Origin of the sequence: Desulfoprunum benzoelyticum (assembly GCF_014201505.1) — a bacterium.
Lineage (GTDB): Bacteria > Desulfobacterota > Desulfobulbia > Desulfobulbales > Desulfocapsaceae > Desulfoprunum > Desulfoprunum benzoelyticum.
In genome coordinates this window covers 69,426-92,691 of record NZ_JACHEO010000002.1, presented here as the reverse complement: position 1 = coordinate 92,691, position 23,266 = coordinate 69,426, and the positions used below count along the sequence as shown (strand labels likewise).

Sequence of the window (23,266 nt, the reverse complement as noted above, 5' to 3'; positions counted from 1 at the left end):
GATCGCTGCAGGGCCTCAACTCGATTCCCGTTCCGCGCACGGCCGTTCTCTGGCGCTGCCGCGTCCCGACAGACTCGGGTTGGTCATGAAATAGGTGTGCGCCGACATCCCGGAGCCATCGGTTTCCAGTCGGCGATAGCGGCCATCGGGCAGCAGTTCCCAGCTTTGCAGTGTATCCTCGAGGCAATGGACCATGATCTCGTTGAGAACCTGCTGGTGCACCGTCGGATTCTCGATCGGCACCAGCAATTCGACCCGACCATCCATATTGCGGCCCATCCAGTCAGCCGAGCTGATGAAGACCTTGGCCTGCACCGACGGCAGCGCATTTCCCGCCCCAAACACAAAGATTCGGGAATGTTCGAGAAATCGACCAACGATGCTCTTGACGCTGATATTGTCGGAAAGACCCGGCACCGCCGGTCGGAGCGAGCAGATGCCGCGGACAATGGCCCGTATCTCCACCCCCGCCTGAGAGGCCCGATACAGCTCATCGATGAGATCTCCATCCGTCAGGGCGTTGACCTTGATCCAGATTGCGGCCGGTCGCCCGGCCTCGGCCTGCTCGATTTCCCCCCGAATGAGGTCGACCAGCGCCGGCCGCAGCGTCATCGGCGAATAGGCCAGGCGATTGAGTCGCAACGGCAGATCGTAGCCGGTCATATAGTTGAAGATGTGGAGGGCGTCACGGCACAGTTCTTCATTGTCGGTAAAAAAGGACAGGTCGGTGTAGATCCTGGCCGTCACCGGATGATAGTTTCCGGTACCGAAATGGGCGTAGGAGCGCAGCCGCCCGCCCTCTCGCCGCACCACCAGGCTGAGTTTGGCATGGATCTTCTTGTCGACGAAGCCGTAGACGACGTGGGCGCCGGCCTCCTCCAGTTCCCGCGCCCAGCGGATATTGGCCTCCTCGTCGAAACGGGCCTTGAGTTCAACCACCGCCGTCACCTGTTTGCCCGCCTCGGCAGCCTCGATCAGGGCGGCGACGATCGGGGAATCGCTGCTGGTCCGATAGAGGGTCTGTTTGAGGGCGATCACCGCCGGATCATGCGCCGCCTGACTGACGAACTGGGCCACCACATCGAAACTTTCGTAGGGGTGATGGACAATAAAGTCCTTGGCCCTGATGGCAACGAAGATATCGCCGTTGAAGTCGCGCACCCGCTCCGGAAAACGGGCCTCGAAGGGGGAAAAGAGCAGATCGGGACGATCGGCGACGATCAGTTGCCGGATATCGACCAGGCCGAGGATTCCCTCTCGCAGGAAGATGGTCTCCTGGTCCACGCCCAGTTCATCGACGATGATGCGCCGCAGATCAGGATCGATATCGGCATTGACCGACAGGCGGATCACCGAACCACGGCGGCGCGCCTTCAGCGCGGTCTCAAACGTCTCGACCAGATCCTCGGCCCGCTCGTCGATCTCCACCACGCTGTCGCGGATGATCCGCAGGTTACCGGCCCTGACGAGTTTGAAACTGGGGAAAAGGTGGTCGAGGAAGAGGAGGATGGTATCCTCCAGCGAGACAAAGCGGATCGCTCTGCCGCCAGGCAGGCGGATGAATCGATCAACCTGTTTCGGGATCGGGATCAGGGCGTACATCCGTTCCCCATTCGGTCGCTCCATCTGGAGAAAGAGACAGAATCCGAGGTTGGGGATAAAGGGAAAGGCGGTCGCCGGATCAACGGCAATCGGGGTCAAAATGGGGAAGATATGCTCATTGAAGCAGGTCTGCAGCCATTGGCGCTCGGCAACGCCGAGTTCCTCCGGCGCCAGCATCGCGATCCCCTGCCCCTTCAGCTCTTCGCGCAGCTGCCGCCAGCAGGCCTGTTGTTCCTGCATCAGGGAAGAGGCCCTGGCGAGGATGACGGCAATCTGCTCCTGCGGACGCAGGCCGTCAATACTCGGCGAGGTTATCCCCGCCGCAATCTGGCCCATCAGCCCGGCAACCCGCACCATGTAAAACTCGTCCCAGTTCGAGGCCGAGATCGACAGAAAGCGGACCCGTTCCAGAAGCGGGTGGTGGACGTTCTTGGCCTCTTCGAGCACCCGTTCATTGAAGGCCAGCCAGCTCAGTTCCCGGTTGAAAAATCGTTTGGGCGAGGTTCGGAGGAAACTCTCCGCCCCCCCGTCATGGTCCATGCCCCCAGGCTCTGCCTCGCTGCGCCCGCCCCGACGGCGAGCCCCCCGCTTTTCAGTGATTTGCACCCGACACTCCTGTTATGCAAAAAAATTCGATTACCATAGAGCTCTCCTGCAACGGACTTTTCCATCACCATTTTCGTCCCCGCTGCCGCGTCCAGCCACCACCGCCGGTCATTACCGAGCCGTTGAGATCATATCCCCGACAGTTGCGTCGACAATGGTCCGGCACGAAGAGCGATACGATGCTGCCTGACCTTGGCCGTTGCCAGGCGGCACCTCAATGTTACAGGGGAAAATCTTCCCACAGACTGGAACGGATGACATGGGGTTGTGGCGGGTGGACCAGAATGCCGTTCTCCTGCAGAAACTCGACCACTATCCACTCGTAGCGTGAATACAGTATCCCGATGTGTTTTCCCTGCTGGTCGGACAGGCGGTATCCATCGTAGGACATTCGCCCGTGACTGCGATCATCGTACCAGGTCATGCTCTGCAGGAAAAATTTACGCCAATCTTTCATCTGACGATCGTCGAGATCGATCTCGGTCCAGAAATCGGACCGGAGCGCATACTCCCGGCTCAGACCGAGAATCGCCACCGGCTCGCCTTTGACGCCGTTGTAAAAATAGCGGTATTCGGCCGGGAGTGGTCCGGAAAGAAAGATTCTATCAATCGCGATCGACTTCGCAGCCGAGCCGTATTGTCCCGTTCCGGCGGCGCAACCAGCCGTGACCAGCACCATCAGGACCATCATTGACCGCAAAGACCACATCAGCATGGAACCCCTCCTTTGTCATCATCGATTGCCGGTGTTATTGATATGCCATTCAATAGAATAATCTTTTTTTGCCCGGCATCACAGGGCACGGCATATTTTTCCTTCTTTTCCGCTCCGGAATCGGTGCAGTCCATTAAAATATTGATGATTGCCGCAAACAGTGCCATATTATCAGGTCCAATCCGGCCGGCGGGGCAACCCGCCGGAACATGGATCAATCCACCTGGCAGCACCCTGAAAGGAGCGACACTGCATGAGCAAACAGATGATCATCTCGGTGATGTCCAAGGACAGGCCGGGCATTATCGCTGAAATTACCGGGGCGATCTACGCGCTGAAGGGGGATCTCGCCGATCTCAATCAATCGATCCTCTGCGGCTACCTGACCATGATCCTCATCGCCTCTTTCGAGGAGGACATCACCCGCGAGGATGTCCTGGCCGAAATCTCCCATATCCAGTCGGGGGAAAAATTCGACGTGCTGATCAAGGAAATGGACATCCCCATCGAAATCGCCCACATTCCGCCGCCGACCGACACCTATGTCCTCACCGCCCAGGGCCGGAACCGCAGCGGCCTGGTTCACAGTATCAGCCAGTTCTGCTACAGCCACGGCATCAACATCCTCGATCTGGCCACCACTCTGAGTGAAGATCAGTACACCATGGTCCTGCAACTCGATATGCGCAATATCGCCTCGATGGATACCGTCATCGTCGACCTTGAGATCTTTTCCCGCGACAGCAGCCTCAAACTGGTGCTCCAGCATAACGATATCTTCCGGGTGACCAACGAGATCACCCTGCACTGAACGCGATACCACACACATCGCCGAGTCGGCAGAGCCGACGACCGGGAGGACTCCACCACATGCTACGCTCAGACCAGATCCTGTCCACCGTCGAGATGATCCAGAAGGAAAACCTTGATGTCCGTACCGTCACGATGGGGATCAACCTCCTTGACTGCCGCACCGGTGACGTCGCCGGCACCTGCGACCGGATCGAGGAGAGAATCAAGGCCCTGGCCGGCAACTTCGTCGCCACTTGCAACGACATCAGCCGGAAACTTGGCATCCCGGTGGTCAACAAACGGATTGCAGTCACCCCCATCGCCTTTGTCGGCGCCGGTTTTGACCGCTTCGGCTTTATCGATCTGGCTATATGCCTCGACCGGGCCGCCGCCGCCGTCGGCGTCGACATCCTCGGCGGCTTCTCGGCCCAGGTCGAGAAGGGGATGACCGCCACCGACCGCGAATACATTGCCTCTCTGCCCGAGGCCCTGGCCCGGACCGAAAAGGTCTGCGCCTCCATCAACATCGCCACCAGCCAGAAGGGGATCAACATGGACGCCCTGGCGATAGTCGGCCGTACCATCAAGGAACTGGCCGAAAAGACCCGGGACCAAGGCGGATTCGGGGCCGCCAAGTTTGTCGTCTTCTGCAATCAGCCGGGCGACAACCCCTTCATGGCCGGGGCCATCCACGGCCTGGAAGAGGCCGACGCCGTCCTCAATATCGGGGTCAGCGGCCCGGGCGTCATCGCCCGGGCTCTCGAGCGGATGATCGGCCATCATCAGGGCAAGGAACCCCTGCGCCTCGATGAGATCGCCGAAGAGATCAAACAGACCACCTTCCGTGTCACCCGCTGCGGCGAGTTGATCGGTCGCCAGGTCTCGAAGGCCCTCGGCATCGAGTTCGGCGTCGTCGACCTCTCCCTGGCTCCGACCCCGACAATCGGCGACAGCGTCGGCGAGATCTTCAAGATTCTCGGCGTCGACGCGGTCGGCGCCCCCGGCTCCACCGCGATTCTGGCGATGCTCAACGATGCGGTGAAAAAAGGCGGGATCTTCGCCAGCAAGACCGTCGGCGGCCTGAGCGGCGCCTTCATCCCGGTCATGGAGGACGCGGTCCTTGCCGAGGCCGTGGGCGAAGGCTCGCTCTGCCTCGAAAAGCTCGAGTCGATGACCTGCGTCTGTTCGGTCGGCCTCGACATGATCGCGATCCCCGGTTCGGTCGACGCCGACACCATCTCCGCCATCATCGCCGACGAGATGGCCCTGGGGATGGTCAACCACAAGACGACCGCCGCCCGGATCATCCCGGTACCGGGCAAAGAGGCCGGCGACCATGTCAGCTTCGGCGGCCTGTTCGGCGCCAGCCCGATCATGGAGATCAGGAACGCCGGCAAATCCAGCCGGTTCATGGCCTGGGGGGGACGCATCCCGGCGCCGATCCATAGTTTCAAGAACTGAGCAACTCAAACCACCCATCTCAACGGGGAAATAATTCCATGCCACAGAAAATTACGATGACCACCCCCCTCGTCGAACTCGACGGGGACGAAATGACGCGGGTCCTCTGGCCGCTCGTCAAGGAAAAACTGCTCCTCCCCTTCATCGACCTGAAGACCGAATACTATGACCTGGGGATCGTGGAACGGGACCGGACCGACGACCAGGTCACGGTCGACGCCGCCCGGGCGATCATGCAATACGGGGTCGGGGTCAAGAATGCCACCATCACCCCCAATGCCGACCGGGTCAAGGAATATGGCCTGAAGCAGCAGTGGAAATCACCCAACGGCACGATCAGGGCGATGCTCGACGGCACCGTGTTTCGCAAGCCGATCATGGTCGACAACATCCGTCCGGCGGTCCGCAGCTGGGAGAAACCGATCGTCGTCGGCCGCCATGCCTATGGTGATGTCTACAAGAATGCCGAGATCTTCGCCGCGCACGGCGGTAAACTCGAGATCGTCGTCACCAGCAAGGACGGCAAGGAGACCCGGGAGACGGTGATGGATGTCGATGGACCGGCCATCCTCCAGGGTGTCCATAATACCGTCGCCTCGATCGAAAGCTTTGCCCGGGCCTGTTTCGAGTATGCGCTCGATCAGAAGATCGACTGCTGGTTCGCCACCAAGGACACCATCTCGAAGATATATGACCAGCGGTTCAAGGACATCTTCCAGGAGATATTCGCCGCCGAGTACCAAAAAAGGTTCACAGCGACCGGTATCGAGTTCTTCTACACCCTGATCGACGATGTGGTGGCCCGCATGATGAAGACCAGCGGCGGCATCCTCTGGGCCTGCAAGAATTACGACGGCGATGTCATGAGTGACATGGTGGCCTCGGCCTTCGGCTCGCTGGCGATGATGTCCTCGGTGCTGGTGTCGCCGCACGGCTACTTCGAATACGAGGCGGCGCACGGCACCGTCCAGCGTCACTACTACAAGCACCTGAAGGGGGAAAAGACCTCGACCAACCCGGTGGCGCTGATCTATGCCTGGACCGGGGCCCTGCGCAAACGGGGCGAACTCGACGGACTGCCGGATCTCATCAGCTTTGCCGCCACCCTCGAGGGGACGATCATCGAGTGTATCGAACAGGGCTACATGACCGGCGACCTGGCCCTGATCTGCGAGCCGAAGGCCGTCAAGGTTCTCAATTCAATGGAATTCCTCGACGAACTGGCGACACGGCTTACAGCAAAGCTGGCGTAACCACCGCCTCGCACCATCCAAACAAAAAACCCCATCCGGAAGAACCGGATGGGGTTTTTTGTTTTTGGTCAGTCAACCAGTGCTGATCAGAACTGGAAACGGAGCCCCACGCCGAGACGGGTGGCGAGACTGGATACCAGCTCGTCGGCCTCGAAGCGGCCTTCCACGAACAGGGAGGTCTTCACTTTCTCGTTTTCATGGATCTTGTAGCCCATATTGGCGATGAGATCGATCTCGGTCTCGTCATCGGCAGAATCGTCTTCTCCTGTCCAGAGCCCGACACCCCCGCCAACAAACAGCTTATCGTTGAAATAGTAGTTCATCAGGGCATCGGCGATAAAGGCGCTGCCGCCGTCGTCACCGTGGACACGGACGAACCCGCCAATGGCACCGATTACGGACACCCTGTCGTTGAGGAAATACTCATAGCCGACACGACCAAAGAGGTAGTCGGCCGGATCAGTCTGACGGGCATAGCCGAGATCGACAATCGGACCACCCTTTTTCTCGGCGACGGTTATCGTCTGGGTACAATCGGTCGGGCTGGACTCGGCTCCGGCGGCATCGACCACCACAACTTTGACCGTGTACTGGGTCGATTCGCAGGGCACCGTGAATTCCTGGACATACGGGGCTTCGGTGTCAACCTGCTCGGCGACAACCTGGTTGTTGGCGTCGACCAGCCTGAAGATGACCTGGGCGATGGCGCCTTCAGCGTCGGTTGAACCGCTGGCATCGACGGTGATCGTCTCGCCGCATTTCACCTCGCCGCCGGAAACGGTCATGCTGCACACCGGCTCCTGGTTGACCGGGGCCGGGACCGCGGCGATGTTCATCAGGCTGAAATTACCGCAGGCATAGGGGACGATGAAATTGTAGCGCTGTTCGTCCTTGTCGATGGCGAAGCTGAAGGCGTCGAATGGAGCCTCGCCGCCCCAGGTGACATCCTTGACTGTTTTGACCGGCCCCGTTCCCTTGCGGCGGAAGAGCATCCAGTCCATATGGTCGCCGGGAGCAACCTGAATCGTTTCGACCTCGGCAGTCGGGAATTGAGCGACAAACTCAGGGTACAGATCTCCGTACCCGGCCTGTTCAAAACCGAGTTTGATGTCCGCCCCATTGTTATCGACCATGGCCCGAAATTCAGCTTCCGAAGTCAGAGGCGGACTGAAGAACGGATGATCACCAAGCCTCTTGAGGGTGACAGCGGCAAAGGCGGTCGAACTACAGGCCATCACCAGAAACAGACCAAACAACAGCAACAGTTTTTTCCTCATCTTTTCTCTCCCTATCTTTTTTTCTCAATCGGCTGCCATCTTCTCGTATGACAGTCGCATCTCCCCAACACCATCAGCAACCTCTCTCAATCGAAAAAAATTGTCGTGATATCGATTACCTTCAGGCGAAAACCGTTATCAATAAACATCAACACCGGACTTGAACACCCGGCGACATACGCCAGTGAACATTGTGCAGTGTTCAAATAATTATACTCCTTTTATACCAAAATAAAGAGACAATCAAGTCTTTCCCCGAAAACATATTGTTTTCGAACAGTATTTTGGCTATATCTTCAATAAAGACAGATGCACGCCTGACCAATGGCGCATCTGATTCTACCTATCCACATGGGGATTTGAATACCGCATCGTCAGAGACGATCAGCTCCGGGCATCATCTTTGCCACTTCGTGCTGCCGACGCTGGTCATCGCCTCCGCCTTCAGGGCCCTCTTCGAATCCAACGGTATTGTCAACAGCGGGATGATGGATCATTATCATCTCGACCTGCCGTCGATCCAACTCGACCAGACCATGCTCCTCTGCCGATCTGCCGCTCGACCCGGTTCCGCCCCAGACCGGCGGCACCATCCGGATCGGGCCTGATCCCACCGCGATGAGAAGGTCCTAAAGAACATGAGGTGAATATGAAGTGTACAATCTTCGCCAACGGTCCGTTTTCCCCCGATGCCCGAATCGACCCGAAAATGCTGCGGCACGACTACGTCATCGCCACCGACGGCGGCGCCCTCCACTGCCATGCCCTCGGCCTGACGCCGGATCTGGTCGTCGGCGATATGGACTCGATACCCCAATGGCTCCTCGACGAATTTCGCCAACAGGGCGTGGAAACCCGCACCTATCCGGAGCGAAAAGACCACACCGACCTGGAACTGGCCATCGATCTGGCGATTGAACGTGGCATGACCGACCTGACGATCCTCGCCGCCCTCGGCCAGCGCTGGGACATGAGTATCGCCGCAGTCATGCTCCTCACCACCCCGCGGTTTGCCGGCCTGCGCATCATCCTGCGCGACGGACCGACCGACCTTTTCTGCCTTCGGGGCCGGCAACGCCTCGATCTCGCCGCCGTGCCGGGCGCGCGGTTATCGCTGATCCCGCTTGGCGGCCCGGCTCTCGGGGTGACGCTGCAGGGGCTGGAGTACCCCCTCGCCGACCACTGCATCCCCATGGGCTCGACGCTGGGTATCAGCAATGTCGTCACCCGGCCGGAGGTATCGATCGAGGTCCGGGAGGGGCTGCTGCTCTGCCTCGTCGAGGAACCCGGTCCGGCCTGATTACCGCCAGCACCTTGCCAGAGGCCATTGACAATGACCACCAACCATGCGATAAGCAAAACATTATCGTTTTCTGACGATCTCCGTTTCCGTAGCCCTCCCGAACTGACCAGCAGATGCCGACCAATCCGACCCGACCGTTTTTCGACAAGGACGACTACGAACTCCTCCGTATCGTCAAGAAAGTCCTGAGCCGCGCCCACAAGCAGCAGTCGATGAGCTCGCTGATGATCGCGAGCATGCATCCCCACGGCATCAAGGAGATGGCTGCCTCCAGCGGACTCCGCATCGCCCATGCCATCGCCCAGCTCCTCGGCTCGCTTGAAACCGGCAAAGCCGATGACCGCCTGGTGGCCCTGCGTTCACTGCGCGATGAGGTCTTCCTCTCCGCCACCACCTATTTCCAGAAAAACACCGCCCGGGTATTGATGCAGATCATGAAGGAACTGGTCCGCAACCGCGGCAACACCCTCCATCAACTCAAGCTTGCCCATGACTTCCGGCTGGTCTCCACCGGCCGCCCCCGCCTGGTCCGCGCCGAACTCAGGCACTACCATCTGCTGGAAATGCCGGAGGAGTGGAACCAGTTCACCTTCGACGATCGGGTGCACGACGCCAACACCAAGGGGCGAAAATCGGCCACCCACCTGGTGATGGATGCATGGATCAAAGGCATCCGCAACCTGACCGTCATCTACTACAACTACGTCGACCCGGAGGTGGCGGAGGAGCTGCTCGAGGCCGGCGAAATCCTCGACGTCCACATCCGCATCGGCATCGAGATGTCGTCCCGCTTTCTCGACAAATATGTCCGGATGACCTGGAGCCCGCACGGATTCACCGACAGCCACTCGCTGCTGCATTTCCTGCGGGAGCAACAGGTTGAGGCACTGATGGAGGAGGGCCGCCAGGTTTCACGCTACCAGCAACGGTATGTATTCCAGGTCCTGGATGCCTTCAACCGCGGACATCGGCATACCTTGGCGGAGGAGCTTGGATTCGAAATCAGGGCCTTCGACAAACAGGCATTCATCGATTCTGTTGGCACCGGCCAGCCGTCCCTCCTCCATCTCGCCAAATTCATCCACAGCTCCCTGCAGCCGGCAATCAAGGACGAAATCAAGAGACTGGGAGAGCGGTACAACACGATCGAGATCGATAACCGTCACGAACTGCACTCCCGGCTCAAGCTGTTCGGCTCCCTGACCAGGGAAGTGCTGATCGACCGGTTTCTGCAACCGGTCCGGAACCCGGAAATCGTCGACCCGAATATCCCGCACGACGATGCCGATGTCCCAAGCCTGCTGCACATGTCGTCCCGGGAGTTGCTGCATCGCCTGTCGGCCCTCCATTCCGGCTCGCACTTCATCCTCAACCTGAGCAACCTCTCGATCCAGGACACCCTCGAGCTGCTGTACGACTGCCAGGGCAGGATAACCCATATCGAAAGCTACAATCTCAAGGACGCGTCGCACGGCATGGTTGCCGGGCCCGACATCCATGCAACCGCCGGAGCGGCGGGCGAGGCGGTCACGATCGTCAACCCGGAACGCACCTACAGCCTGACCAACACCCTGCAGAAGGCCCTCAATGAAGACAACGTCATCGTCCTCAAGCGGACGATCCGCGAGATCATCTGGGATTTCGAAAATTCCAGGGTCGCTCTCCAGCGGAATCTGGAACAGTTGCAAGAGACCGGGACCTCTACAGAAACGACGATAAAGGCGAAGACCACCGAGCTGATGGCGATGGATACCCGCAAGGAAAGGCTCCTGGGCATCCTGTTCGACATCGAAACGTTCCACACCTACTATCGCAAGCGCAATCTCGGCTCCCGGATCGGCAGCAGCTCCACCGGCCAGTCGGAACACCAGTACGGCATGGGACTGGTGGTCCTCGACACCCTCCCCCCCCGGGCCCGTCGCGAGGCGGTCCGGGAGGTCCGCCACACCCGCCGCAAGTGCCTGCCGGTCACCGCCCGGATGGTCAATCATCGCCACACCCGCCGCAGCGCCCGGCCACAGCGCCTGCTGGGACGGATCCTCGGCTGCCTCCCCGGCAGCCGCTTCGCCACCCGCAGCGAATGGAGGGACTGGAGCCTCGAGGCCATCGAGCTCCACCCGGGACGAGAGGGCAACGTCGTCACCCTGGGAGGACTCCGCCACCCCGCCGATTACCCGATCAGACTGGGGACCGGGGCGGCGGCCGAACGCATCGGCAGGCCATTGAAATACCTCAATACCGGATTGAAGAACCTGTTGAAGGTGGCGATCGGCTTCATCCCGGCCTTCCTGACCTTCAGCCTGACCAAGGACTGGTGGCTGCTCGCCTATTTCGGGGCCTTTATCTGGCTCGGGATCACCTGCCTGCGCAATATCATTCAGTCGGTCCTGGGGGGCGGCGGGCTGGTCCGCTCACCGCTGCTGCAGTGGAACGCCTTCATCAGCTGGTCGCGGATCGCCGATTCCCTGCTGTACACCGGCTTCTCCGTTCCCCTCCTCGATTACCTGGTCAAGACCGTCCTGCTCGACCAAACATTGGGAGTCAACACCTCGACCAATCCGGTACTCCTCTATTCGGCGATGGGAGTGGCCAACGGCCTGTACATCTCGAGCCATAATTTCTTCCGCGGCCTGCCCCGAAGCGCCGCCCTCGGCAATATGTTCCGCTCGATCCTCTCCATCCCGCTCGCCATCCTGTTCAACGCCCTGATCGCCGCCATCCTGCATGCGGCGTTGATCCCCGGGATCGACGGGATCCTGCAGAAGTGGGCGGCCGTCATCTCCAAATTCGCCTCCGACTGTGTCGCCGCAGTCATCGAAGGTCTCGCCGATCGTCAGGCCAATATCCGTATCCGTCTTGCCGATTACAGAAGCAAACTGACCCATCTCTTCGGACTTTTCGCCCATCTCGACATGCTGTTCCCGGAAGAGGATGTCCTTGACATGCTGCAGTCGCCGAAGATGTTTATCGAAACGATGAACTACGAGGCGCGGGACCTCGAACGGGCCTTCATCGTCACCGCCCTCGACCTGATGTATTTCTGGATGTACCAGCCCCGGGCCCGCAAGGCTCTGGAGATCGTCGTCCAGGATATGTCGACCGAGGAATGGCTGATCTTCTATCGTTCCCAGCTCATTCTCAAGCGCTACCGGGAGATCAGCCAGATCTTCGTCGATGGGCTGGTCGGCAAGCATTTCTCCAGGGCTCTTGCCTTCTATCTCGAGCAGCACGGGGAATATCTCGCCGGCATGACCCGAATTTCACAGGCCAAGGGCCTCACGGTACGCTGACGATCGCAACAGTATCCAGCCAGCTTCTCCACCTCCTCTGTCGTGTTCAATCCCCTCGATTCAGCACCCCACTCAAGTAGAAGATCATCAGACAAAAGATCGCACTTGACCCACCCCTTTAATTTGAATATTATTCTTTTAAAGGAGTTTATTTCTATATGATAGACGATATTGATCTTGAAATATTGAACATAATCCAGAATAACGGCAAAATCGCCAACGCCGAACTGGCACGGCGGCTCGGCATGGCACCCTCAGGGGTCCTCGAGCGGGTGAAAAAGCTGGAGAAGGACGGCGTCATTGTCGGCTACGAGGTCCGTCTCGATCCCAAGGCCGTCGGCCTGGCCCTGACGATCTTCATGCACCTGAAGACGGCCGATGCCGTCGGTTGTACCGCAATCGGCCGGGAAGTGGCGAAGATCGACGGCATTCAGGAGGTGCACTGGATTGCCGGGGAATACAACTATCTCATCAAGGCCAGGGTCAACAGCACCGACGGCCTGACCGCGCTGATGAAAAGCATCGGTGCCATTCCCGGGGTCCAGGACAGCCGGACAACCCTCGTCCTCGGCACCCTCAAGGAAGAACAGAGGCTCGACACCGCCTTCGCCGAAACAAAGCAGAACCAGAAAAAGCTGAAAAAGGACACCTGATCCCCTCTCCCTCCCTTTGCATGAGGTACATCCATGGATATCAATTCCCTCGATCAAAAGATCACTGCCCGCAGCAGGGAGTTCTTCACCAGCATCAGCGGCGAGGCCCCCTCCATCTTCAACAAGGGCTGGTGGACCGGCAAGGTCATGGACTGGTCGATGAAGAACGAAAATTTCAAGGTCCAGCTGTTCCGCTTCGTCGACGTCCTGCCCTACCTCACGACCTCCGAATCACTTTCCCGTCATATCCGGGAGTATTTTGCCGGCGATGACCAGGATGTGCCGGCGGTGATGAAATGGGGGGCGCTCGGCGCCGGTTTCGGCGGTAAACTCACCGGCGTCATTCTCAACCGGACCATCCGCACCAACCTCGAAAGCATGGCCAGGCAGTTCATCATCGGCGAGAACGTCAAGGACGCGTTGAAGACCATCAAGAAAATCCGCAAGGACGGCTTCACCCTGACCGTCGATATCCTCGGCGAGGCAACGGTCAGCGAGATGGAGGCCGCCTCTTTCATGGAGATGTATCTTCAGTTGCTGGCGGCGCTGGAAAAATCCTACAAGGACTGGCATGCGATCGGTGACGACACCCTCGACTGGGGGCACGCACCGCGCATCAACATTTCGGTCAAGCCCTCGGCCCTGTTCTCGCTGACCGATCCGATGGACTTCGAGGGATCGGTGACGGGCATCTCCAACCGGCTGATCCCGATCCTCCGCAAGGTCAGGGAACTGGGCGGCTTCATGCGCATCGACATGGAGCATCACCGCTTCAAGGATATCACCCTCGAGGTGTACCGCCGCCTGCGGGCCAGCCAGGAGTTCCGCGACTATCCTCACCTCGGCATCGCCCTCCAATCCTACCTGAAGGAGACCGATGCCGATCTCAAGGCCCTCCTTGCCTGGGCCCGCAGCGAGGGGTTGCCGATTTCCATCCGCCTGGTCAAGGGCGCCTATTGGGACTATGAAACGGTCATCGCCAAACAGAACGGCTGGGAGATTCCGGTCTACACGATCAAGGCCGAATCCGATGCCGCCTTTGAGCGCCACACCCGGATGATCCTCGAAAACCAAGATATCTGCAGCTACGCCTGCGCCTCCCACAACATCCGGTCGATCTCGGCGGCAATGGAGATGGCCAGGGAACTTGAGGTCCCCGAGCACCGATACGAATTCCAGGTCCTGTACGGCATGGCCGAACCGGTGCGCAAAGGGTTGCTCAACGTCGCCAGACGGGTGCGGCTCTACGCCCCCTACGGCGACCTGCTGCCGGGAATGGCCTATCTGGTGCGGCGGCTGCTGGAGAATACCGCCAACGAATCCTTCCTCCGCCAGTCCTTTGCCGAGGCGGCGGAAATCGACCGGCTGGTCGAAAACCCGTTCACGACCCTGGTCCGCATCGCCGAACAGAACCCGGACAAGGCCAGGCCGGCGGGTGCCAGGTCTGATCGCTTCGTCAACGAACCGATCGCCGACTTCACCCGCCGGGAGGTCCGCGACGGCTTTGTCGCCGCCATCACCGCCGTCCGTGGCAAACTCGGCGCCACCTATCCGCTGGTCATCGGCGGCCGCGAGGTCGTTACCGACGACCGGCTGCCCTCGGTCAATCCGGCCCGACCACAGGAGATCATCGGCACAATCTGCCAGGCCTCGACCCGGGAAATTGACGCGGCCATCACCGCCGCCGCACAAGCCGCTCCGGCGTGGCAGGCCTTGACGTTTGCCGAGCGGGCCCAGTACCTGGTCAAGGCGGCAGCCGTCGCCCGCCGTAGAATCTACGAACTGAGCGCCTGGCAGATCCTCGAGGTCGGCAAACAGTGGAACCAGGCCCAGGCCGATGTCGCCGAGGCCATCGACTTCCTCGAATACTACGCCAGGGAGGCCGTCCGGCTCGGCACTCCCCGACGCATGGGCACCAGCCCCGGCGAAATCAACCTGCTGAGCTACCAGGCCAAAGGCATCGCCGCCGTCATCGCCCCCTGGAACTTCCCGCTGGCGATCAGCTGCGGGATGTCGGCGGCGGCCATCGTCACCGGCAACCCGGTGCTGTACAAACCGGCCGGGCCGTCGTCGGTGGTCGGCTTCAATCTGGTCGAGATCTTCCGCGAGGCCGGACTGCCCGCCGGGGTCTTCAATTATGTCCCCGGCCGCGGCGCGGTGATGGGCGACTACCTCGTCGAGCATCCCGACATCGCCCTCATCGCCTTCACCGGCTCGATGGAGGTCGGCCAGCGGATCATCACCAGGGCCGCGACGGTCAGGCCGGGGCAGAGGCAGATCAAGAAGGTGGTGGCCGAAATGGGGGGCAAGAACGCGATCATCATCGATGACGACGCCGATCTCGATGAGGCGGTCAGGCAGGTCATCAATTCGGCCTTTGCCTTCCAGGGTCAGAAATGTTCGGCCTGTTCCCGCGCCATTGTCGTCGAACCGATTTACGAGAAATTCCGCGAGCGACTGGTCCAGGCTGCCGCATCGCTGACGATCGGTCCAGCCGAAGATCCTGCCAATTCGCTGGGACCGGTGGTCGACGAGACGGCCCGGAAGTCGATCCTCGAGTATATCGAACTGGCGAAGCAGGAGGGCAAGGTCCTGCTCAGCCGCGAGGTCCCGGCCACCGGCTGCTATGTGCCGTTGACGATTGTCGAAGGCATCCGGCCGGAGCACCGTATCGCCCAGGAGGAGATCTTCGGGCCGGTGCTGGCACTGTTGAAGGTCAAGGACTTCGACCAGGCGATAGAGTGGGCCAACTCGACCCGTTTCAGCCTGACCGGGGCCATCTTCTCCCGCAGCCCGGAACATCTCGACCGGGCCCGGGCCGAGTTCAACGTCGGCAATCTCTACCTCAACCGCGGCAGTACCGGCGCCCTGGTCGAGCGCCACCCATTCGGCGGCTTCAATATGTCAGGAGTCGGCTCGAAGGCCGGGGGACCTGATTATCTCCTCCAGTTCGTCGACCCCAAACTGGTCAGCGAGAATACGATGCGACGCGGTTTCGCCCCGATCGAGGCGACCGACGACTGGATCAATTGATGGGTTGAGGCGTCAACGTGGTATCGACAACGGCCTCCGCAGCGTAAAGGCCTTTGCTTTTTTGGTGGAGTTCAGACCAGGCTGATCAGCATCCGGGTGCCGACCACGTAGAGCAGGACGGCGAACACCCGCTTCAGCTTGTCGACCGGCAGGCTGTGGGCCAGGCGGACACCGAACGGGGCGGTGAGGACGCTGGTGGCGACCAGGCCGACCATGGCCGGCAGATAGACATAGCCGAGCGAGTAGGCGGGAAGCGCGGCAGTGTGCCAGCCGTTGACGATATAGCCGATCGTCCCGGCGATGGCGATCGGGAAGCCGATCGCCGCCGAGGTGCCGATCGCCCGGTGCACCGGAATGTTGCACCAGGTCATGAACGGCACCGACAGGGTGCCGCCGCCGATCCCAACCAGGCTGGAAAAGGCGCCGATGACGTTGCCGACGGCAAAAGTTCCGAGGTTGCCGGGCAGTTGGCGGGACGGCTTCGGCTTCGTGTTCAGCAGCATCTGGGTGGCGACGTAATAAAGAAAGAGGACGAAGAAGCCCTTCAGGAAACCGGTGGACATCCTCGCCGCCAGGCACGAGCCGAGAAACGTGCCGACAAAGATGCCGAGAACGATGCGCCGCACCAGGGGCCACTCCACCGCCCCCCGCCGATGGTGGGCCCGAAAGCTGGAAACGGAGGTGAAGATGATGCTGGCCATCGAGGTTCCCAGGGCCAGGTGCATCGTCACCGCCGGGTCGATATGCTGCAGCGAGAAACAGAAGACCAGCATCGGCACGATCACCAGTCCGCCCCCGATCCCCAGGAGACCGGCGAGCAGACCGGCAACGGCGCCGGCGGCCAGATAGATCAGCAGAATGGATTCCATGGCCTCTACCCCTTAAAACAACGGATCACGACAAATCAGAGCAGAGACTGTACCTTACCCGACAGACCAGTGGCAAGCACTACCTCCTGGTGAACTTGAAAATCATCGACTGACCGGCAACCTGTCATGACACCCGGGTCCAGGCCTCCCGGCAGCGCTCCTGAAGGTATTCAATCACGCCCGCATCATCGCCGGCTACGTCGAAACAATAGCCGTCGGCACCGGCCAGACCGCCGGGGATGACCTCGCCCCTGCCCTCCGGATCGCTGATCATATGGCCGTAAAAACAGACGGACAGCCACCGAGCCTGGGGATCGTCATCGATGACATCGATAATGGCGAAAAATTCGCCCTCCCCCTGGCGACGACCTCGTGGCCGGAGCGAGTAACTGACACCCGGCCGGCCGACAAAATCCAACGTCACCCCGGCCAGCGCCCGGACATGGCGGTAGAGATCGAGAAATCCCTGCCTCGCTGCAGAGTCGTCATCCTCCCAGCCGTTGATAAATGCCTCGATTTCCTGATTCACTGCTGTCGACTCGATCATGCTCGCCTCCTGTTATTTGCAAATACTCATAATTATTCCTGTCAGAATACCTCTTCGCCAAGCAAATGCATCTGATTTTTCGATCCGGCGCAAAATTGGCCGGCGGTCATCGAGAGGTTGCCGGTATCATGGCAATCGATGGGGAGGAAGATGTTCGAGTGGCGGCGCCGGGCCACCTGTTCAGGTCTGTGCGGAAAGAAGAGGGATACACAAGCTCAAAGAGCGGCAGGCATCCGCATGGTCGAGGTCGTTCTCAGCGCCCCCAGCCATGCTCGCCGATGAGTTCGACAAAACGGACACTGGCCAGACGATCGATCCGAATTTCCCCCTTCTCTTTGGTCACAAGGTGCAGATTCTGGATATCCTGGTCACCGACCGGGATGATCAGCCGCCCGGGATCGGCCAGCTGGTCGATCAGAGGGTGGGGGACCTCGGGGCCGCCGGCGGTGACGATGATCGCATCATAGGGAGCGAACTCCGGCCAGCCGAGGGTGCCGTCATCCATCTTGGCGACGATATTGAAACAGTGGAGAGTATCGAAAAGCTTCCTCGCCCCGGCCAACAGGGTATTGACCCGCTCGACGGTATAGACCTTGCGGCAGAGGCGGGAGAGGATTGCCGCCTGATAACCCGATCCGGTCCCGATCTCCAGGACTTTTTCATGCCCCTGCAGTTCCAGGGCCTGGGTCATATAGGCGACAATAAAAGGTTGTGAGATCGTCTGGCCGGCGGCGATGGGCAGGGGATAATCACCGTAGGACCGGCCCTGCATCGCGTCGTCGACAAAAAGATGGCGCGGCACTTCCCCCATGACGGCGAGGACTCGCGGATCGGTTATCCCCTTGGCCGCGAGTTGTTCCTGTACCATCCGCTCACGGGCTGTGGCAAAACGATCGGTCACTTTTCACCCTTTTGCCAGGAAAAGTCATCCGTCCAATCGTTTTCGTCGGCGTCGTGTGCCTCATACCGGCTATCGACCACCACATTATCCTTCAGCGTCACGATGACCTCGACGATGCCGGGACTACCGAGATACTTGCCCACTACCGGGGTCCTTTCCATGACGGTGGAGGTCTTTTCCCTGAACAGCCACTGTTCGCCCCCCTTGTCGATGACCTTTTGTTCATCCGGCTCACCAAGGTAGGTCAGCACATCATCGCCGGTTGACTGCCCCACCTTGATCAGCAGCACGTCCGAGGCCAGGTTGCGAACGGGCTTGTTGTAGCATCCGCCCAGAAGCAGCACGGTTGCCAGGAAAATCAGGCAGTAACGGCAGAAAAAGGGCATAGCACCTCCCAGTTGGTTGAAATCGGAAAAGCGGGACAACATGTCGATCTATAGCCTGAAGACCACCACTTTTCAATGGTTATGTCGTCGCATGACCGCCTGCCGGATCACCACCTCCGACGCCCTGAACGCCGCATTGGCCCGGTATCTCTCTGTGAGCGCACTACTTCAGAACGATGAACGACGTTTACCCTTGTACCGCCCGCTTGAGGATCTTGTAGTTCCTGTCGACCATGACCAACGGATCGACAACCAGTCCCGCCTGAATCATCGCGTTATCATAGATCTGCCTGGCCACATCGACGGCAAACTCCTCGTCCGATTCCTGCAGGTCCGCCAGCCGTTTGATGAGGGGATTCCTGAGGTTGATCTCCAGGTTCTTTTTCGATGTCTCGAGTCCGAGCCCCTTCTCGAATCGCGATGCCGCCAGGACCCGCTGCATCGATGAGGTCATATGGCTGTCGGGATTGACGATCATCGCCGGGGCATCGACCAGCCGTTTCGACACGATGACATCCTGCACCCCGTCGGCCAGGGTCTGCTTCAACCAGGCGAGAAGGGCCTCGGTCCGTGTGCTGTCAAGCCCCGCCTCCTGGTCCTCTTCGGCCTTTTTCTCCTCCTCGGTCTCGGGAATGGCGAGATCGGCCCGATCGGCGGAGACCAGTTTCTTGCCCTCGAACTCACCGAGATGGCTGAGAACGAAATCGTCGATCGGTTCCATCGTATAGATGATCTCGATATCCTTCTTCCTGAACATCTCGACATAGGGGCCGGCCTCGATCGCCGCCCGACTGGTGCCGTTGATATAGTAGATTTCCTGCTGGTCCGGGTTCATCCGCAGCAGGTAATCGGCGAGGCCCACCGGTTTGCCGGCCTCAGACTTCGAAGACTCGAATCGCAGCAGCTTACCGAGATCGTTGCGGTACTCAAAACTGGAGGTGGCGCCCTCCTTCAGGAAGATACCGAAAGTCTTCCAGAAACCCAGATACGCATCGGCATCCCGTTTCGCCTCTTCCTCCAGGTATTTCAGGAACCGTTTGGTAATGACCCGGCGCAGCTTGCCGACCAGGGCGTTGTCCTGCAGCGCCTGACGGGAAATATTCAACGGCAGGTCTTCGCTGTCCACCACACCCTTGAGGAACCTCAGCCATTCCGGCAGGATGTTCTCAGAATGCTGATCGATCAGAATCCTCTGGCAGTACAGGTTCACTCCGGACTCCATCCGGCCGAAACCCATGACTTCAAAGTTCTCCTTCGGGACGAAGAGCAGGGCATTGATCGCCAGCGGCGCATCGGCCGAAAAATGCAGGCGGTACATCGGCTCGTCGATGGCATTGCCGACGAATTTGTAAAAATCGACATATTCCTGTTCGCTGATCTCTGCCTTGTTTCGGGTCCACAAGGCCTGGACGGTATTGACAATCTCGCCCTCGAGCTTGATCGGGAAAGAAACAAAGGACGAATACTGTTTGATGATCGATTCGACCTTCCATTTCTGGGCATAATCATGGGCGTCTTCTTTCAGGTCGACAATGATCCTGGTGCCGCGGTGCAGACCCGGCATCTCGCTGATGGTGAAGGAGCCGGTGCCGTCGGAGGCCCATTCATGGCCCTCACTGCCGTCCCAGGACCGGCTCTGCACGAGAACGCGGCTGCCGGCCATGAAGGCGGCGTAAAAGCCGACACCGAACTGGCCGATAAGGCTGACATCCTTCTTCGCCGCCTCCGCCAGCTGGGACAGGAAGGTGTTCGACCCTGAATGGGCGATGGTGCCGAGGTTGGCTTCGAGCTCATGGCGGGTCATGCCGATCCCGGTGTCGGTGATCGTAAAGGTGTGGTTCTTGTCATCAAGGCTGATGTTGATCTCGAGCGGCACGTGGGCATCGAAGACATCGGTGGCGGTAATGCTCTCATGCCTGAATTTCTCCAAGGCATCCGCGGCATTGGAAATTAATTCGCGGATAAAGACATCCCGCTCGGTGTACAGCGAGTTGATGACGATATCGAGGAGCTTCTTGGTCTCTGCCTGAAATTCGTGGGTTGTGGTTTTCACTGTCATTACGAATACCTCTTATGCTTTGGTCGGAACGGTACGGGAACATGCAGCTCCCTTGCCATTGATTTATCTGCCAATTTTGGCGGTAACGCTAAGCATATCTGCGTGGTTGTCAAGCCATGGCGGCCACCGAGCCACGACCCTTCAACGCCCTTCAGCTCAGCGCTGCCTCCGGACGCTGTTCCATCGCGGCGGATCCCAGCCGCACGGTCCCCGGCTTTTGAAAAGGCGAACACGCGATCGTGTCAGCGACAGTTCAAAGCAGGAGGGGAATCACCCCTGTATTGGGTATTTGCCTTATCTTGCCGTCGGCCATTGAAATTGTCTCGGCGGATTTGATAGGATGAATAAACATGAGAGCCGTGTATCGGCCTCGACACAAGGTCGGGGATCGCCGGGTCAACCATGGAAATCAAAGGAGAAAACGGAATGAAAACGGCAAAAACAATGTTTGTTGTTTTCGCGGCGCTTCTTCTGGCCGCCGGGTCGCTGCTGGTCGGTAAGGGTACCGCAGCGGAGGACAAAGTGTCCTTTTACGCCAACATCACGGCCATCGAGCCGATCATGGATGCTTTTTCCAAATCGACGGGCATCAAGGGAGAATACACCCGGATCTCCACGGCCAAGTTCCTTTCCACCGTGTTCACCGAATTCGAGGCCAACAAGCTGATGGCGGATGTCATCCAGGCCCCGCTGCCGGTCCTGGAGATGCTGAAGGAAAAGGGGGTCATCGCCCCCTATGTTTCTCCCGAGGCAGCGAAATACCCGGAATGGACGAACAAGAACGGCATCCAGCTCTTCGGCATCGAATATGTGGGGATCATCTACAACAGGGAGCTGGTCAAACCGGAGGACGTGCCGAAGCGCTATCAGGACCTCGCCGACCCGAAGTGGAAAGACAAGATCGTCATGGCGAATCCGGCCAGCCATGCCACGACCATCTGCTGGCTGATCGGCCTGCGGGAAAACGTCTTTGCCTCCGATCAGGAATGGCGGGAATTCCTCAAGGGTCTGGCGGCGAACCGGCCGATGTTCGTGGCCTCCTTCGGTCCGACCCCGGCCCCGATCGAGAGCGGCGAGAAACAGATCGGCATCTCGATGCCCAAATATATCGTCACCAAAGCCCCGGCTCCCCTCGACTGGGCCCGGGTGGAAAATCAACCACTGATGGGGACCCCACGGGCGATGGGCATCTCCTCGAAGGCCCCGCATCCGCAAGCGGCGAAAAAATTCATGGACTACTGGCTGTCCAAGGACGCCATGACCCTGCTGGCGAACGACGTCGGCGAATACGTCCTCGCCCCCGGCGTCTTCCCCCCCATCGCCGGCATGGACAAGGCCCAGGTCATACCCATCAGGGAACTCGCCGATGACGAGATAGCCAGGTGGGGCGAGGAATTCAAAAAGATCTTCGCGATCAGATAACCCTCTCCGGCCATGGAAATCCGCATCACCGGCCTTCGCAAGCATTACGCTTCCGACGGCCGGATCATCAAGGCGCTGGACGATGTCGACCTGACCATTCCGTCCAACCAGATCTTCACGTTGCTCGGCCCATCCGGCTGCGGCAAGACCACCCTGCTGCGCAGCATCGTCGGCCTGGAATCCCCCGACGCCGGCGAGATCCGGATCGGCGACGACATTGTCTACTCGTCGGCGCAGAACATCAGCCTGCCTACTGAAAAACGGGGGCTCGGCATGGTCTTCCAGACCTACGCGATCTGGCCGCACATGAACGTCTACGATAACGTCGCCTACCCGCTGCAGAACCGTAAGGTGCCGAAGGAGGAAATCCGCCGGCGGGTGGCCGAAACCCTGGCCTTCGTCCAACTCGAAGGCTACGAAAACCGGCCCGCCACCAAGCTCTCCGGCGGCCAGCAGCAGCGGGTGGCCCTGGCCCGCGCCCTCGTGGCGAAACCCCGGGTCATTCTCTTCGACGAGCCCTTGAGCAACCTGGACGCCAAGCTGCGTGAGGAAACCCGCAAGGAATTGAAGACATTCCTCTACGATCTCCAGATAACCGCCGTTTACGTCACCCACGACCGGGTCGAGGCCCTCGCCCTGTCCGACACCATCGCCGTCATGCGGACCGGCCGGATCATCGAGATCGGTTCGCCGAAAAAGATCTACTTCGATGCCGAAAGCGAGTTCGTCGCCGACTTCATCGGCCGGGCCAACCTGGTCAAGGCGGTGGTCCGGCAGCAGCTTCCCGGAACGACCATCGTCGATTCCGGGATCGGTCGGTTATCCTGTCGCAAGGGCGATTTTCCGCCCGACACGAAGGTGACGCTCTGCCTGCGCCCGGAATTCATCTCCCTGGCCCGGGGTGACCACCCCGGGACCAATGTCGTCCAGGGGACCATCGTCTCGATGGTGTTCGTCGGCGATGCCTTCGAGGGTGAGATCCGCGTCGGCGACCAGCACCTGCTGGCCCGGATCGAACCGGAGACGGATCTGGCCGTGGGCGACGAGGTCGGTTTCCAAGTGAGCCCCGATCATTGCCTCCTCGTTGCCGGGTGACA

The 23,266-nt window shown here is 59.7% G+C and carries 19 protein-coding genes; 10 read left to right on the top strand and 9 right to left on the bottom strand.

All coding sequences use genetic code 11. The features are described from left to right. Positions 1-15 precede the first annotated feature (15 nt). The 3 genes from HNQ81_RS02895 to HNQ81_RS02885 all read right to left on the bottom strand — a co-directional run bounded on the left by HNQ81_RS02895 (position 16) and on the right by HNQ81_RS02885 (position 3,090). Positions 16-2,142 (bottom strand): RNA degradosome polyphosphate kinase, encoded by a 2,127-nt coding sequence (locus tag HNQ81_RS02895; protein ID WP_183348641.1) that lies wholly within the window; start codon positions 2,140-2,142, stop codon positions 16-18. Positions 2,143-2,428: 286 nt separating this feature from the next. Beyond that, on the bottom strand, positions 2,429-2,923 hold the full coding sequence (locus HNQ81_RS02890) for a hypothetical protein (RefSeq protein WP_183348135.1): 495 nt from the start codon (positions 2,921-2,923) through the stop codon (positions 2,429-2,431). Continuing rightward, positions 2,917-3,090 (bottom strand): hypothetical protein, encoded by a 174-nt coding sequence (locus tag HNQ81_RS02885; RefSeq protein ID WP_183348133.1) that lies wholly within the window; start codon positions 3,088-3,090, stop codon positions 2,917-2,919. Before HNQ81_RS02885 ends, HNQ81_RS02890 begins: the two co-directional genes overlap by 7 nt. 86 nt (positions 3,091-3,176) lie before the next feature. On the opposite strand from HNQ81_RS02885, the gene HNQ81_RS02880 reads away from it, so the two are divergent. Genes HNQ81_RS02880 through HNQ81_RS02870 form a run of 3 tightly spaced genes read left to right on the top strand, consistent with a single transcriptional unit; the run spans position 3,177 to position 6,429 of the window. Continuing rightward, positions 3,177-3,734: a glycine cleavage system transcriptional repressor gene (locus HNQ81_RS02880; RefSeq protein ID WP_183348131.1), complete on the top strand. Its 558-nt coding sequence runs from the start codon at positions 3,177-3,179 to the stop codon at positions 3,732-3,734. Between the two features lie 59 nt (positions 3,735-3,793). Then, complete coding sequence (locus HNQ81_RS02875) at positions 3,794-5,176, top strand: PFL family protein (RefSeq protein ID WP_183348129.1); 1,383 nt, start codon at positions 3,794-3,796, stop codon at positions 5,174-5,176. A gap of 38 nt (positions 5,177-5,214) precedes the next feature. Then, positions 5,215-6,429, top strand: coding sequence for an NADP-dependent isocitrate dehydrogenase (locus HNQ81_RS02870; protein WP_183348127.1), 1,215 nt, complete (start codon positions 5,215-5,217; stop codon positions 6,427-6,429). Positions 6,430-6,515: 86 nt separating this feature from the next. Here HNQ81_RS02870 and HNQ81_RS02865 read toward each other — a convergent pair whose 3' ends face one another. Further along, positions 6,516-7,706 carry a hypothetical protein gene (locus HNQ81_RS02865; protein WP_183348125.1) on the bottom strand — a complete coding sequence of 397 codons (1,191 nt, stop codon included), beginning with the start codon at positions 7,704-7,706 and terminating at the stop codon, positions 6,516-6,518. A gap of 359 nt (positions 7,707-8,065) precedes the next feature. Between HNQ81_RS02865 and HNQ81_RS02860 the strand changes: the two genes are divergently transcribed. The 5 genes from HNQ81_RS02860 to pruA all read left to right on the top strand — a co-directional run bounded on the left by HNQ81_RS02860 (position 8,066) and on the right by pruA (position 15,985). Then, the gene (locus tag HNQ81_RS02860; protein ID WP_183348123.1) at positions 8,066-8,314 is read left to right on the top strand and encodes a hypothetical protein; all 249 of its coding nucleotides are present in this window, start codon (positions 8,066-8,068) and stop codon (positions 8,312-8,314) included. A 41-nt stretch (positions 8,315-8,355) separates the two neighbouring features. Next, positions 8,356-9,006, top strand: coding sequence for a thiamine diphosphokinase (locus HNQ81_RS02855; RefSeq protein WP_183348121.1), 651 nt, complete (start codon positions 8,356-8,358; stop codon positions 9,004-9,006). A 116-nt stretch (positions 9,007-9,122) separates the two neighbouring features. Beyond that, positions 9,123-12,299: a hypothetical protein gene (locus HNQ81_RS02850; protein WP_183348119.1), complete on the top strand. Its 3,177-nt coding sequence runs from the start codon at positions 9,123-9,125 to the stop codon at positions 12,297-12,299. Positions 12,300-12,457: 158 nt separating this feature from the next. Further along, the gene (locus tag HNQ81_RS02845) at positions 12,458-12,952 is read left to right on the top strand and encodes an Lrp/AsnC family transcriptional regulator (RefSeq protein WP_183348117.1); all 495 of its coding nucleotides are present in this window, start codon (positions 12,458-12,460) and stop codon (positions 12,950-12,952) included. 33 nt (positions 12,953-12,985) lie between these two features. Continuing rightward, positions 12,986-15,985 carry an L-glutamate gamma-semialdehyde dehydrogenase gene (gene pruA / locus HNQ81_RS02840; RefSeq protein ID WP_183348115.1) on the top strand — a complete coding sequence of 1,000 codons (3,000 nt, stop codon included), beginning with the start codon at positions 12,986-12,988 and terminating at the stop codon, positions 15,983-15,985. Between the two features lie 71 nt (positions 15,986-16,056). Here the strand turns inward: pruA and HNQ81_RS02835 are convergent, their stop codons facing one another. The 5 genes from HNQ81_RS02835 to htpG form a co-directional block, all read right to left on the bottom strand. Beyond that, positions 16,057-16,854 carry a sulfite exporter TauE/SafE family protein gene (locus HNQ81_RS02835; protein WP_183348113.1) on the bottom strand — a complete coding sequence of 266 codons (798 nt, stop codon included), beginning with the start codon at positions 16,852-16,854 and terminating at the stop codon, positions 16,057-16,059. A 124-nt stretch (positions 16,855-16,978) separates the two neighbouring features. After that, positions 16,979-17,401, bottom strand: a complete 423-nt coding sequence (locus HNQ81_RS02830; RefSeq protein ID WP_221270816.1) for a hypothetical protein — start codon at positions 17,399-17,401, stop codon at positions 16,979-16,981. Positions 17,402-17,654: 253 nt separating this feature from the next. After that, positions 17,655-18,302, bottom strand: coding sequence for a protein-L-isoaspartate(D-aspartate) O-methyltransferase (locus tag HNQ81_RS02825; protein ID WP_337833415.1), 648 nt, complete (start codon positions 18,300-18,302; stop codon positions 17,655-17,657). After that, positions 18,299-18,688, bottom strand: coding sequence for a hypothetical protein (locus tag HNQ81_RS02820; protein ID WP_183348109.1), 390 nt, complete (start codon positions 18,686-18,688; stop codon positions 18,299-18,301). Before HNQ81_RS02820 ends, HNQ81_RS02825 begins: the two co-directional genes overlap by 4 nt. A gap of 187 nt (positions 18,689-18,875) precedes the next feature. Next, a complete protein-coding gene (gene htpG / locus HNQ81_RS02815; RefSeq protein ID WP_183348107.1) occupies positions 18,876-20,747 on the bottom strand; it encodes a molecular chaperone HtpG in 1,872 nt (623 codons plus the stop codon). 426 nt (positions 20,748-21,173) lie between these two features. On the opposite strand from htpG, the gene HNQ81_RS02810 reads away from it, so the two are divergent. Further along, positions 21,174-22,169, top strand: a complete 996-nt coding sequence (locus tag HNQ81_RS02810) for an ABC transporter substrate-binding protein (RefSeq protein WP_205240171.1) — start codon at positions 21,174-21,176, stop codon at positions 22,167-22,169. Between the two features lie 12 nt (positions 22,170-22,181). Continuing rightward, positions 22,182-23,264 carry an ABC transporter ATP-binding protein gene (locus tag HNQ81_RS02805; protein ID WP_183348103.1) on the top strand — a complete coding sequence of 361 codons (1,083 nt, stop codon included), beginning with the start codon at positions 22,182-22,184 and terminating at the stop codon, positions 23,262-23,264. Positions 23,265-23,266: the final 2 nt, after the last annotated feature.